The 13,741-nt window shown below is 66.9% G+C and carries 9 protein-coding genes; 4 read left to right on the top strand and 5 right to left on the bottom strand.

The window, feature by feature from the left end; all coding sequences use genetic code 11:
• Positions 1-53: 53 nt before the first annotated feature.
• The 3 genes from NQV17_RS31270 to NQV17_RS31260 all read right to left on the bottom strand — a co-directional run bounded on the left by NQV17_RS31270 (position 54) and on the right by NQV17_RS31260 (position 2,328).
• A complete protein-coding gene (locus tag NQV17_RS31270) occupies positions 54-1,187 on the bottom strand; it encodes a class I SAM-dependent methyltransferase (RefSeq protein WP_257775228.1) in 1,134 nt (377 codons plus the stop codon).
• Positions 1,188-1,333: 146 nt separating this feature from the next.
• Positions 1,334-1,666, bottom strand: coding sequence for a YegP family protein (locus tag NQV17_RS31265; protein WP_257775227.1), 333 nt, complete (start codon positions 1,664-1,666; stop codon positions 1,334-1,336).
• A 167-nt stretch (positions 1,667-1,833) separates the two neighbouring features.
• Entirely contained in the window at positions 1,834-2,328 is a 495-nt protein-coding gene (locus tag NQV17_RS31260; protein WP_257775226.1) for an LEA type 2 family protein, read from the bottom strand.
• A 645-nt stretch (positions 2,329-2,973) separates the two neighbouring features.
• Between NQV17_RS31260 and NQV17_RS31255 the strand changes: the two genes are divergently transcribed.
• Positions 2,974-5,142: a M1 family metallopeptidase gene (locus tag NQV17_RS31255; RefSeq protein ID WP_257775225.1), complete on the top strand. Its 2,169-nt coding sequence runs from the start codon at positions 2,974-2,976 to the stop codon at positions 5,140-5,142.
• A 181-nt stretch (positions 5,143-5,323) separates the two neighbouring features.
• On the opposite strand, the gene NQV17_RS31250 is transcribed toward NQV17_RS31255, so the two are convergent.
• Positions 5,324-6,352: a transporter gene (locus NQV17_RS31250; protein WP_044845996.1), complete on the bottom strand. Its 1,029-nt coding sequence runs from the start codon at positions 6,350-6,352 to the stop codon at positions 5,324-5,326.
• 203 nt (positions 6,353-6,555) lie between these two features.
• Positions 6,556-7,545: a phage tail protein gene (locus tag NQV17_RS31245; RefSeq protein ID WP_257775224.1), complete on the bottom strand. Its 990-nt coding sequence runs from the start codon at positions 7,543-7,545 to the stop codon at positions 6,556-6,558.
• A gap of 121 nt (positions 7,546-7,666) precedes the next feature.
• On the opposite strand from NQV17_RS31245, the gene NQV17_RS31240 reads away from it, so the two are divergent.
• The 3 genes from NQV17_RS31240 (at position 7,667) to tagF (ending at position 13,741) form a co-directional block, all read left to right on the top strand.
• Positions 7,667-8,512 (top strand): M15 family metallopeptidase, encoded by an 846-nt coding sequence (locus NQV17_RS31240; RefSeq protein WP_257775223.1) that lies wholly within the window; start codon positions 7,667-7,669, stop codon positions 8,510-8,512.
• A 301-nt stretch (positions 8,513-8,813) separates the two neighbouring features.
• Entirely contained in the window at positions 8,814-12,755 is a 3,942-nt protein-coding gene (tssM, locus tag NQV17_RS31235) for a type VI secretion system membrane subunit TssM (protein WP_257775222.1), read from the top strand.
• Positions 12,752-13,741, top strand: coding sequence for a type VI secretion system-associated protein TagF (gene tagF, locus NQV17_RS31230; protein WP_044845917.1), 990 nt, complete (start codon positions 12,752-12,754; stop codon positions 13,739-13,741). Before tssM ends, tagF begins: the two co-directional genes overlap by 4 nt.

Below are 13,741 nucleotides of genomic sequence, written 5' to 3'. Positions count from 1 at the left end.
GCCCGGCGGCGGGAATTCGTGAGGAATGGCGACAGTTTACCGAAAATACGCGATCAGGCTCGCGCGCCGAGCCGCCAGAGCGACGTGACCTCGGCGCGGCGCGCGGCGTGCAGCGGATCGTCCGCGTCGGCCGACTTCGGGTGTGCGGGGCGGATGTCTTCGCGGCCGAGCACGACGAGACCGGCTGCGTCGATCCATTGCAGCAGCGTGTCGCGCGGCCGCAGGCCGAGATGCTCGGCAAAATCGGACAGGATCAGCCAGCCCTCGCCGCCCGGTTCGAGATGGTCGGCAAGCCCCGCGAGGAAACCGCGCAGCATGCGGCTGTCGGGATCGTAGACCGCGTATTCGATCGGCGCGCTCGGACGGGCCGGCACCCACGGCGGGTTGCAGACGACGAGCGGCGCGCGGCCGGCCGGAAACAGGTCGGCTTCGACGACGTCGACGCGCCCGGCATGACCGAGCCGCGCGACGTTCTCGCGGGCGCATGCGAGCGCGCGCGGATCCTGGTCGGTCGCGACGATGCGCTCGACGCCGCGCGACGCGAGCACGGCCGCGAGCACGCCGGTGCCCGTGCCGATGTCGAACGCGAGCGAGGTCGCGGGCAGCGGCGTGCGCGCGACGAGCTCGACGTATTCGCCGCGCACCGGCGAGAACACGCCGTAATGCGGATGGATCGGCGCGCCGCCGAGCGCCGGGATCGGCACGCCCTTCTTGCGCCATTCGTGCGCGCCGACGAGGCCGAGCAGTTCGCGCAGCGACACGACCGACGGTACACCGCCCGGGCCGTACGCTTCCTCGCACGCGGCGCGCACGTCGGGCGCGCGGCGCAGCGGGATCGTGTAGTCGGCGTCGAGCGGGATCAGCAGCATCCCGAGCGTGCGGGCGCGCTGCGATTGCGCGAGCCGGTGCAGGTTGAACGCGTCGCCCCCGACCGCGGCCTTCGCCTTCTTCGGCTTGCGTTCGACGCGGCGCGCCATCGCCTGCACGAGCTGGCGTGCATTCTGGAAATCGCCCTGCCAGACGAGTGCGGTGCCCTCGCACGCGAGGCGGTACGCCGCGTCGGCGGTGAGGCGGTCGTCGGCGGGCACGGCGCGCTTCGGCGGCTGCACGCCGGCTTCGGAGCGCCAGCGCACGGCATGTTCGGCGCCGTCGGCGTCGGTCCAGTGGAAAACGGGGAAATCGGTCACGCGAGCTCGGCTACGGTTGGCTTCAGACAGGCGGCGCTACCGGACTACCGGAGTGCGCCGCGCGGACCACACCATACCGCGCTTTGCCCGCGCCGCAAAGCGCGGACGACCGCCCTGCCCGCCACCCGCGCGATGCTCGCGGCGTGTCAGCTCTGGTCGTCGAGCGCCGCGTCCGGCGCGTTCTGCTTCACCGACGCGATGCCGTTCTCGCGGCCGGCTTCAGCCTTGTACAGCTCGCTCGTGCCGATGATCTCGTGATTGCCGGCCTTCAGGTTGAACATGAACTGGCCGTTGCTCGCGGCCTTGCGCTCGTAGCGCGCGTCGTCCGGCGCGTTCTTGCGCACGGACGCGACGCCGTTTTCCGCCGACGCCTTGGTCTTGTACAGCTCGCTGCGCAGAATGATCTCGCCATTGGCGGCCTTCAGGTGGAACAGGAACTGCCCGTCGTTCGCTTTCTTGATGACGAATTTCGCTGCCATGGTGCCCTCTCCAAAAAGTCGTCCGGCCCTCCGGACTGAGGCAGTCTAAACGCGATTGCAGCGCAAAACGTAAGGCGCACGAAACACGATCGTCAGGAATCGTCAGACGGCGCCGCGATTGCGCCGCTTCGTCCGGCCCGGCATCCCGGGCGTCGCGCAGGCATCGTCTAGCCGCCCCACCCCTGCGTCGCCGGCATGCGCAACGTGCCCGCATCGCTGAAACGCACGGTGCCGAGCACGCCGCCGGCGAGCCGGCCGCGCAGCGCGTAGGGCAACTCGCCGCTGGCCGCCGCGCCGGGCAGGTTCCACGCCTGCCGCGCGGCGGCGAACGCCGACACCGAAACGGGCACGTCGATCACGGCCTCGCCGAAGCGCGGCACGACGCCCGAGCGATCGCTGACCCCGCTCGCGAACGGCGTGCCGTTCAGGTCGAGCGCGACCGAAATGCCGTCGTATTCGATCGGCGTGTCATTCGGGTTCTGCACGCGCAGCTTCAGGCTGAAGCGCATCTCGAGGCCCTGTCCGGCCAGCGGGTCGAGCCCGGCGACGGTCACGCTCACGGGCTCGCGCGTCAGGCCCGCGCAACCGCCGAGCGCGAAGACGGCGGCGAACAACAGCAGCATGGCGCGCAGCGGCGCGATACGGAACACGGCTCGTGGCATGGGCTGGCCTCCTTGCGGCAATCGATCGGCGGGTCGTCGCCGCATTGTACCGAGCGCGCCGCGCCGCACCCTGATTCGTAGTTTTCGCGCACCGGCGAGATCGTTAATAGATTAAAACTACGGAAACGAACGACTAAACAGAAAGCGAATTAATGCCTCCCAGCATTCAATGGCGCGCGAAAAATTCAAGAGAAGCACTTTCTAATTTTTTCGTTTCCTTTACCCAAAACCATCAAGTATATTTACGCATCCTTCGAGCAGGCCGACAAACCTTCAAGCCGTATGACGGCGATTTTACGGAACGGCGACACGCCGTCCTTCCGTCCTGCGGCCTGGTACGGCCAGCCCCGTGGGTCGTCGGTTCAAAGGGAATGCACGCCCGCATAAGGGCGGGCGGCCCCGTGTCGTGCGCGCGAAATCAATTCAGTACAACCCGCGCCCGGCCATTTTGAACCGGCCAGTTAACCGACATCCGGAAACACAGAGGGGGCAGTAAACCATGATTACCTTCACGTAGTCGGCCGGCCGTCTTTTCGAATAATCCGTCATTGGCATTTCTCGTCGCTGTTGATTAACGGCGAGGGATTTCTTTTGCCGGCGTTTTCGCAGCACTGAACGATTCTTTCAACAATCGAGGTTTCAGTCATGTCGATCAACATTCACAAGATGCGTTACCTGCCGCTGGTTGCCGCACTCGCGCTCGCCGGGTGCGGCGGCGACGACAGCGGCGTCGGCTCGGCTTCCGCACTCAGCTCCGCCGGCGCGCCGCACTCGAGCTCGTCGCCCGCCGCCAACACGCCGCCGTCAGCCTCCAGCGTCGACAAGAGCGTGTCGCCCGTCGAGCTGCCGGACACCGTGGTACCGGTCAACTACCGGCTGTGGTTCCGCCCGAACGATGCGCTGAACGCGTTCGACGGGCGCGCCGACGTCGAGATCAAGGTGCTGAAGCCGGTCAACAACATCGTGATCGCCGGCCATCGGATCAAGTTCACGAACGGCCGCATCACGCTGCAGCCGGGCAACATCCAGCTGATCGCGACGCCGCAGGACAAGGGCGACTTCTACCAGCTGCGCCCCGTCGCCGGCACGATCGCGCCGGGCAACTATTCGCTGCACATGGAATGGTCGGGCATCATCAACTTCAAGTCGTACGACGATCCGGCCACGCAGACGGGCGGCAGCTGCGGCGACGATCCGTATCCGGGCTGCTCGGCCGCGGAAGGCGTGTTCCGCGTCGACCTGAAGAGCACCGACGGCACGACGAGCGGCGCGATCCTCACGCAGGGCGAAACCAACCTGTCGCGCCAGTGGTTCCCGGGCTGGGACGAGCCGGCCTTCCGCCCGACCTATGAAGTGACGGCCGAAGTGCCGCAGAACTGGCGCGTCGTGTCGAACGCGGCCGAGAAGCCGTCGACCAACGTCGGCGGCGGCTACAAGCTCGTGCAGTTCGAGAAGACGCCGCCGATGCCGTCGTACCTGCTGTTCTTCGGCGGCGGCATGTTCGATACCTACGAGGACGACTTCTCGAGCCCGCTGCCGGGCGGCAAGGGCGGCCTGCACCTGCGCGTGTTCACGCCGCCGGGCATGAGCGACTGGGCCAAGCCGGCGATGGACCGCACCAAGCAGGCGCTCGATTTCTATTACCGCTACACGGGCATCCCGCTGCCGCTGACGAAGTTCGATACGGTGGCCGCGAACGACGCGTTCAAGGAGCAGAAGGACCTGAACTTCGGCGGGATGGAGAACTGGGGATCGATCCTCGAGTTCGCCGACGACATCCTGCCGCAACCGGGCCAGCCGATGTCGCGCTACGGTAACGAGGTGCTGACGCACGAAGTCGCGCACCAGTGGTTCGGCGATCTCGTCACGACCGACTGGTGGGACAACGTCTGGCTCAACGAGTCGTTCGCGACGTTCTTCGAGACGAAGACGACGATCCAGTTCTTCCCCGACGAGTTCAGCTGGCTCGACCAGGTGAAGAACAAGTACCGCGTGATCAATCGCGACATCGGCCCGAACGCGTTCCCGGTCGCGCCGAACTTCAACGACTGGGCGTCGAACGACTTCGTGCTGAGCGCGAGCGCGTTCACGTACGACAAGGGCGGCCATGTGCTGAAGACGCTCGAGAACTATCTCGGCGAGCAGACGCTGCGAAAGGGCCTGCAACAATACCTGGTCGACTACTCGTTCGGCAACGGCACGCCGAAGCGCCTGTGGGATGCGCTGTCGAAGGAAAGCGGCCAGGCGGTCGGCCCGATCGGCGACAGCTACGTGCGCCAGACGGGCGTGCCGCTGATCTCGCTCGACACGCAGTGCGACATGACGAAGAACCAGACGGTCGTCACGCTGAAACAGCAGCCGTTCCCGAACAAGAACGCGTATCCGGGCCTGCAGTGGACGGTACCGATCACGCTCGCGTACGGCCAGGGTCTCGCGAAACGCACGACGCTCGCGCTGAAGGATACGCAGACGCAGACGCGGATCGACGGCTGCACGGGCGTGGTCGCGGATCCGAGCGGTCTCGACTACTACGTCGTGAACTACAGCGACGCCGCGTGGAGCGGCCTGCTCACGCAGGTCAACAGCTCGGTCGATCCGGTGCTGCTCGCGAACCTGAAGAGCGAGGCCGCGCTGCTCGTCGCGAACAACCTCGCGCCGGCTTCGCGTTCGACGTCGATCGGCTCGGTCGCTTCGCCGGCCGCGATGAAGCTGCGCCAGACGCCGAGCTTCGGCGGCATCGCGCCGACGGTGAAGGAACGTCCGTCGCTGCGCTACCAGGGCATGTTCAAGCCGCGCAAGACGCTGGTTCAGTAACGTGGTCCGGCCGGCCGGTGCTGCGCGGTACGCGGCGCCGGCCGGCGTTCGACGCTTCATGTTCCTTCACGTCCCTTCACCTCCTATCGCAGGCCCCGGATGCGGGGCCTGTTTTTTGTTGCCGCCGCGCGCGGCGCCCCGCCAATGCCGGCCTGGCGCCTGTTCACGCCGATAACGGGCCCTAGCGATCGTCGCGCCGGCGAAACGCCCACCACGCGGCGAGCGCGGTAAAGCCCGCGACCAGCAGCACCATCAGCCAGAAGCCGTGCTTGTTCTCCGAGAACGGCACGCCGCCGACGTTCATCCCGAAAAAGCCCGCGACGATGTTGATCGGCAGCGCGATCACGGTCACGAGCGTCAGCGTGAACAGCGTCCGGTTGTTCTGCTCGTCGAGCCGCGAACCGATCTCTTCCTGCAACAGCTTGATGCGCTCGTTGAGCCCCGACAGATCGGCGAGCACCAGCGAGAACTCTTCGGTCGACTCGCGCAGCTCCTGCACGTCTTCGGCGTGCAGCCACGCGGGCGGTTTCGCGAGCAGCCGGAAAATCGAGCCGGGCTCGGGCGCCAGCATGCGCTGCAGCCGCGTCAGCGTGCGGCGCATCGCGCCGAGCTCGATGCGGTTCGACGTGAGCCGTTGCGACAGGAAGCGATCCTCGATGCGATCGACGTCGATGCTCGTGCGCCGCATGATCTGGATCAGCAGGTCGGCCTGGTCGCGCAGCAGGTGCACGAGCAGTTCGGCCGGCGACCGGAACCGCTCGCCGTCGCGCACGCAGGCGCGCAGCGTATCGACCGAGCGCAGCGGCTTGAGCCGCGCGGTGACCATGATGCGCCGCTCGACGTGGACGAACAGCGTCGCGATTTCCGACGGCGTCAGCTCGAGGTTGAACATCACGTCGTTGACGATCGCGCGCAGCGCGCCGTCCTCCTGCTCGATGCGCGTCGAGCGCGATCCTTCGTGGAGGAATTCGAAGAAGCTGTCGGGCAATCCGAGGTGCGTGCGCATCCAGCGCTCGCTCGCGCCGTGCGCGAGATTGAAGTGCAGCCAGACGAAATCGTCCGATGCGGCCGCATCGCGCTCGCGGCACGCGCGCAGCCATGCGGCGGCCGCGTCGGCATCGAGCATCGCGCCCGATCCGCCCGGGACGAAGCGGAATCCGCACACCATGCCGGACGTATCGGCGCCGTAAGTCTGTACGATCAGGTCCATCGTGTCGAAGGTCGTGCGGCGCTCGCCGCGCCGCGCATCGCGCATTGCGGCGCCACGCCGGGAAATGGAAGGAAACGTATGCCCGATGCATGCGGCATTTTCGTGACATTGTCACATCCTGCCGTCCGGCGTAAGACGTCCCCAAAAACAACGCGCCGCCCGGTGGGCGGCGCAGGTGTGATGTGCAGGCTGGCGTGTGCCGGTTACTGCCGCGTCTCCGACTGCGCGGCGGTCGGGCAGGCCGGATCCTTGCCCCAGTGGCCGTCGCAGACGCGCCAGCGGCACAGCTGATCCTCGAAGAAGCCGCGCTCCGCGCAATCCTTCACGCGCGATGCGAGCGAACCGCCCGTCGCGGCGGCCGTCTTGGTCGGCACGACCTGCCCCTTCTGCGCGGCGGCCTTCTTGTCGGCCGGCTTCGTGCGGGCGACGAGCGCGGCGAGCAGGTCCGCATCCGGGTCGTCCTTCCCGGATGCCTTCGCGCTCCCGGTACGAGTCGTCGCTTCGCGCCGCTTCTTCGCCTGCGCGAGCTCCGCCTGCTGTTCCTTGTAATGCTTGCGAGCCTCCGCCTTCGCATCGGCCTTCGCGTCGGCCTTCGCATCGGCCTTCGCATCGGCCTTGCTGCGGGCGGCGACCTTGTCGCTCTTCGCGGCGTCGGCCTTCGCGGATTTCGTCGTCGCCGCTGCTGCGGCAGCGGTCGCGGCGACGGCGCCCGCCGTGGCTACGCCCGATGCATCGTCGGCACCGTTCGCGAGCGCGCGCGACAAGCGGCTGTTGTCCGCGCCCGACGCGCCCGATGCGGACGCAACGACCTGGGACGCGGCATCGTCGTTGACGATCGTCGCCGTTTGCACGACGGGGGCAGCCGACGCGGCATTCTGCGCGACCTGCACGGCGGCGGCGCTGGCCGGCTCGGCCTTCGCCGGTGCCTGCACGGGCGCGGCGGCCACGACGGCCGCCTCGCCGGATTGCTGCTGCCAGCGCCATGCGCCCCAGCCGCCGACGGCGACCACGAGCGCGACGACGGCCGCGATCGGCCCCTTCAGCGAACGGCGCGGCGGTTCGGCCGGCGGCGTGACACGTCCTTCCAGATTCGCGAGAATGCGCGACTGCTGCGGTTCGCCCCCGCCTGCCGGCTTGGTATCGGATAGCAGGCTGGGCGGGGTTTTCGAATTTGAATTTTCCGGCGCACTCATTCAGCGTCTCATTGAATCCTGGTTTAATTCACCGCGATAATATAGCCCGGCCTCTCAAAGCAGCCTGATTCTAAGAGCAAGCATTGCAAAACACAATCAATTCCAATTTCCGGGGATTTCGTTGATTGCCGTCGCACTCGTCGCCTATTTCGCCCTTGCCGTCGCGGTTGCGGCACTGTTGCTTTTACCGGGTATCCGCGCGACCGTTTTCGAATCCGTCGCCCAGTTTCGCGGCCGCCTGACGCGCCGCGCGAACGATCGCGCCGCACGTACGCGCAGTCAAATTGTTAAATCGGCAACCGTTACGCGCGGCGCATTAAGTGACGTGCAAAATTTACTGATCCGGCGGCGCTTGATGATTATGGTGTCGGCAGGTATTCTTGCGACGCCGCCATTGGTGGCCATTGCGTTACGCGGTCGGCAATTGTTTCAGTACGACGACACGGCGCGCGTGCCTGACGAGAAGATCGCCGCGCTGCTGCAGGGCGAACAGCTCGTGCCGCCGCCGCCGTTGCCGCCGGAAGTCTTTGCCACGAAGGAAGTCGAACAGGTGCGGCCGGCGCTGAGAGATGCAAGCCGCGACTGGAACCTGCTGGATCCCGATTTCCGTACGCGTTTGCTGCTGGTCTACAAGATCATGCACGAACAATATGGTTACGAGATGGCGCTGCTGGAAGGTTATCGGAGTCCGGAACGACAGAACCGGCTCGCGCAGATGGGCACCAACGTGACCAATGCGGCGGCCTTCCAGAGTTATCACCAGTTCGGGCTCGCGGCCGACAACGCGTTTTTGCGCGACGGCAAGCTGGTCATTTCCGAGAAAGATCCCTGGGCGATGCGCGGCTACCAGTTGTACGGACAGGTCGCCGAGCAAGTCGGCCTGACCTGGGGAGGCCGTTGGAAAATGATGGATCTCGGGCACGTGGAATACCATAAACCCGGTTTTAAACTGGGACGCGGCAGCTAGTCAGGGCTGCCGGACAAGAAATAATGAGGGCGGCATGGGGCTTTTTAATCACCCGGCAGGAAACGATTTGGGCGGTGCAAACGATCGGGCATTCCGTTGCGCGATTTTTGCAGGCCGCCGCTTCCGTTTTAATTCTCACAGCGTCCTTTCGTTATTGCGCGCGCCTTCTCCGATGCCGCGGGCGCATTGATGCCAGCCCCCTTCATCCCGTTTGACAGCATGGCGACACATCGCGGCGCCACGCTTGCCGCTCGGCGCGCCCGCGTCGCCTCACCGAATCGCACCGGAACCTGAACGTCCTATGCAACGCATCCTCAACGTGCTGACTCATCCGCGTACGCTCTCGATTGTCGGGATCGTCGCGCTAGCGGCGATTCTCTTCATCGCTGCCGACATGCTGCAGCTGCCGCTCCTGTGGGCGGCGGTCGCCTTCGCGGCGATCCTCGTGCTGTGGCTCGGCGTCGCGCTGGTGCGCCGCTGGCGCGTGAAGCGCGCGAACCAACAGCTCGGCCAGGTGCTGGAAGAGCAGGCGGAAACCGGCAAGATCGCCGCGCCGGCCGCGGCCGCGCTCGCCCCCGACACGAAGACCGCCGACCTCGACGTGCTGCGCACGCGCCTGTCCGACGCGGTGAAGACGATCAAGACGTCGAAGATCGGCCAGGTGTCGGGCGGCTCCGCGCTGTACGAACTGCCGTGGTACATCGTGATCGGCAACCCGGCCGCCGGCAAGAGCAGCGCCGTGCTGAACTCCGGCCTGCAGTTTCCGTTCGCGGACAAGAACAGCGCGGTGATCCACGGCATCGGCGGCACGCGTAACTGCGACTGGTTCTTCACGACCGAAGGGATCCTGCTCGACACGGCCGGCCGCTACTCGGTGCACGAGGAAGACCGCAGCGAATGGCTCGGCTTTCTCGGCCTGCTGAAGCGCTATCGTCCGAAGGCGCCGATCAACGGCATCATCGTCACCGCGAGCATCGCCGAACTCACCGGCAACCGCCCCGAGTTCGCGATCAACCTCGCGAAGAATCTCCGTCAGCGCGTTCAGGAACTGACGGAAAAGCTCGAGGTGTTCGCGCCGGTCTACGTGATGTTCACGAAGGCCGACCTGATCACCGGCTTCACCGAATTCTTCAGCAGCAGCGACAAGCACGAATACGACCGCGTGTGGGGCGCCACCCTGCCCTACGAGCCCGATGACAAGCGCGACGTGGTCGCGCAGTTCGACACGCACTTCGAGGAACTCTACGAAGGGCTGAAGGAAATCAGCGTCGCGCAGCTGTCGCTGTCGCGCGGCAACCAGCTGTCGCCGGGCCAGCTGAGCTTCCCGCTCGAATTCTCGACGATCAAGCCGTCGCTGCGTGCGTTCCTCGCGACGCTGTTCGAGAACAACCCGTTCCAGTACAAGCCGATCTTCCGCGGCTTCTACTTCACCAGCGCGCTGCAGGAAGGCGAAACCAACAGCACAGCCGCGCAGCGCATCGCGCACCGCTTCGGCCTCGACGCGAGCGCGCTGCCGAAGCCGCACAGCGCGTTCTCGAAGAACGGCTTCTTCCTGCGCGACCTGTTCTCGAAGGTGATCTTCGCGGACCGCCAGACCGTGCGCCAGTTCGCGAGCCCGACCAAGACCCGGCTGCGCTACGCGACCTTCTTCGGCTTCGTCGCGGCGCTCGCGCTTGCGCTCGGCGGCTGGACCTGGTCGACGATCGGCAACCAGCAGCTCGTCGCGAACGTGCAGGCCGACCTCGACAACGTCACGCGCCTGCAGCAGGGCCGCAACGACCTGCAGTCGCGCCTGCAGGCGATGGACATCCTGGAAGACCGCATCGAACAGCTCGAACAGTTCCGCCGCGACAAGCCGGTGTCGGTGTCGCTCGGCCTGTACCAGGGCGACCGTCTCGAGCAGCACCTGCTGACCGAGTACTACAACGGCGTGCGCCAGATCCTGCTGGCGCCCGTCTCGCAGAACCTCGCGTCGTTCATGAAGGACGTGAACGCGCACCCCGAACAGCTCGTGCCGATGACGCGCCCGCCGGAATCGGGTGCCGTGCAGGGCGGCGCGATTCCCGTGTCGACGAACCCGCCGGGCGCCACGCCGCTCGCCGGCGCCGCGCAAGGCGCATCCGCGGCGGCCGCCGCCGCGCCGCAACAGCCGGCCGCGCCGCAAGGCGGCCTCTACAGCGACGCGTCGCCGACCAACGTGCAGGACGCGTACAACGCGCTGAAGACCTACCTGATGCTGTCCGACAAGCGTCACGTCGAACAGGCGCACCTGACCGACCAGCTCGCCCGCTTCTGGCGCGGCTGGCTCGAGACGAATCGCGGCAACATGCCGCGCGACGAGATGATCAAGAGCGCCGAGCGCATGATCTCGTTCTATCTCGCCCGCGTGAACGACAACGACTGGCCGATGATCGACGCGAACCTCGCGCTCGTCGACCAGACCCGCGAGAACCTGCGCCGCGTCGTGCGCGGCATGCCGGCCCGCCAGCGCGTCTACGAGGAAATCAAGGCGCGCGCGTCGACCCGCTTCGCGCCGATGACCATCGCGCGCATCGTCGGCGACGGCAACCAGGGGCTGGTCGCCGGCAGCTACGCGATTCCGGGCACCTTCACGCGCGAAGCGTGGTTCGACTACGTGCAGCCGGCGATCCGCGACGCGGCGACCAAGGAACTGCAGGCGAAGGACTGGGTGCTGAACACGTCGACGCAGGACGACCTGACGCTCGAAGGCAGCCCCGAGCAGATCCAGAAGACGCTCGTCGGGATGTACAAGACCGAGTACGCGCAGCACTGGCAGAAGTTCATGCAGGGCATCGCGGTGCAGGGCTTCAGCAGCTTCGGCCAGGCCGTCGACGGGATGAACCGCCTCGGCGACCCGCAGGACTCGCCGATCCGCAAGATCCTCGAGACCGCGTACGACCAGACGTCGTGGGACAACCCGTCGCTGGCGAACGTCGCGATCAAGAAGGCGCAGACCGGCGTCGTGAACTGGGTCAAGCAGCTGTTCACGCGCTCGCAGGCCGGCCAGGTGGCGGCCGCGAACATCGACATCAACGGCAATCCGGCCGAGGTGCCGATGGGTCCGATCGGCCAGGAGTTCATCGGGCTCGCGCGGATCGTCGCGACGCACGACGGCACGTCGATGCTCAAGGGCTACATGGATTCGCTGTCGAAGGTCCGTACGCGCTTCAACGTGATCAAGAACCAGGGCGACCCCGGCCCCGGCGCGCGCCAGCTGATGCAGCAGACGCTCGACGGCAACGGCTCGGAACTCGCCGATTCGCTGAAGTTCGTCGACGAGCAGATGCTGACCGGCCTCACCGATTCGCAACGCAAGTCGCTGCGTCCGCTGCTGGTGAGGCCGCTGATGCAGGCGTTCTCGGTGGTGATCCAGCCGGCCAGCGCGGAAGTCAACAAGGTATGGAACGCGCAGGTCTACCAGCCGTTCCAGAGCTCGCTCGCGACCAAGTACCCGTTCGCGGCGAACGCGAAGGTCGAGGCCGGCGCCGGTGAAATCGCGCAGGTGTTCGGTCCGGACGGTGCGATCGCGAAGTTCGTCGGCACGACGCTGGGCCCGCTCGCGGTGCGCCGCGGCGACACGCTCGCCGCCCGCACGTGGGGCGACATGGGCATCGGCCTCACGCCCGACTTCACGAACGGCTTCGCGCGCTGGGTCGCCCCGCTCGCCGGCGGCGCCGCGGGCGGCGCGGCCGCGGCGGCCGAACCGCAGACCGTGTTCCAGATCCTGCCGCAGCCGAGCACGGGCACGACGGAATACACGATCGCGATCGACGGCCAGCAGCTGCGCTACCGCAACACGCCGCCGCAGTGGACCAACTTCGTGTGGCCGAACCCGCAGGGCTCGCCGGGCGCGACGCTGTCCGCGACGACCTTCGACGGCCGCACGGTGCAGCTCGTCAACGAACCGGGCCGCTACGGTCTCGAGAAGCTGATCAACTCGGCGCAGCGCAAGCGCCGTCCGGACGGCACCTTCGATCTCACGTGGGTCCAGGGCAGCGTGAACGTGTCGGTGACGATGCGCATCATCAGCACGTCGCAGCCGACCAGCGGCGGCGGCGATCAGCCGCAGCAGCAGAGCCTGCGCGGCCTGCAGCTGCCGTCGTCGGTCGCCGACGCGAGCGCGGGTGCCGCGCAGAACGCGACGCAGGCCGGCTCGGGCGCGCCGGCGGCCGCACCGGCCGTCGCGGCCGCCACCGCAACGAACGCACAGGGGGCGCAATGACGCAAACCGTTCAGGCGCAGATCGCCTATTTCGGCAAGATTCCGTCGCGCGGCGACTTCGTGAAGAGCCCGCACAATCCGCAGTTGCTGCAGACGCTCGATCGCTGGATCGCGCAGGCACTCGAACTGCTCGCGGAGGATCCGCGCTGGAAGATCGTCTACGAGGATGCGAAGCCGATGCATTTCGCGTTCCTCGGCTCGCGCAGCAAGCTCGCCATCGCGGGCCACATGGTCGCGAGCCACGACGTGTCGATGCGCCGTTTCCCGTTCCTCGGCGCGACCGCGCTCGAGGTCGACCGGCCGCTCGCGTTCCTCGCGCGCAGCCCGCTCGCGTTCGCGCGGCTGTGGTCGCGCGTCGCCGCGCAGATGCCGGCGCTGCTCGCGAAGGAGGAGCCGCCCGGCGCGCTGCAGGCGCTCGGCGACACGCAGGTGCCGATCGACGTCGGCGGCCCCGGCACGTCGCACGACGGCACCTTCAACGACTTCATCGAACACCAGTCGCTGTACGGCCTGCAGCAGATGCTGCTCGAAAGCGGTCATCCGGTGCGGCTGCGCGGCGCGATGCTCGCGCTCGGTTCGCTGTTGCGGCCCGTGATGCAGAGCGGCTCGTCGCACATCGAGCGCGGCCTCACGCTGCCGCTGCCGGTCGACCCGTTCTATCGCAGCCTCGTCGCCGCGTTCTGGCTCGAACTGATCGCACCGTTCGTCGCGCAGGCCGACTTCGAGCTCGCGATCTTCATCGGCACGATCGCCGAACGCGAACGGCTGATCATCGGCTTCAACGGCGCGTCGTCGAAGACGCTGCTGAGCGTCGTCGATCCGCAGACCTACGCCGCCCACAACATCGACATCGACGATCCCGAGTGGATCGACGCCCATGCGCAAAACGATCACCAGATCAGCAAGCTCGTCAGCTACCTCGACCAACCGCAACTCTCGCTGCGCGTCGCCATCGACGCCTTCCGCGAAGCGTTCATCGGAGGCTGA

It is taken from the genome of Burkholderia sp. SCN-KJ, assembly GCF_024656005.1.
Classification (GTDB): domain Bacteria; phylum Pseudomonadota; class Gammaproteobacteria; order Burkholderiales; family Burkholderiaceae; genus Burkholderia.
This window is presented reverse-complemented; position numbering and strand designations above follow the sequence as displayed.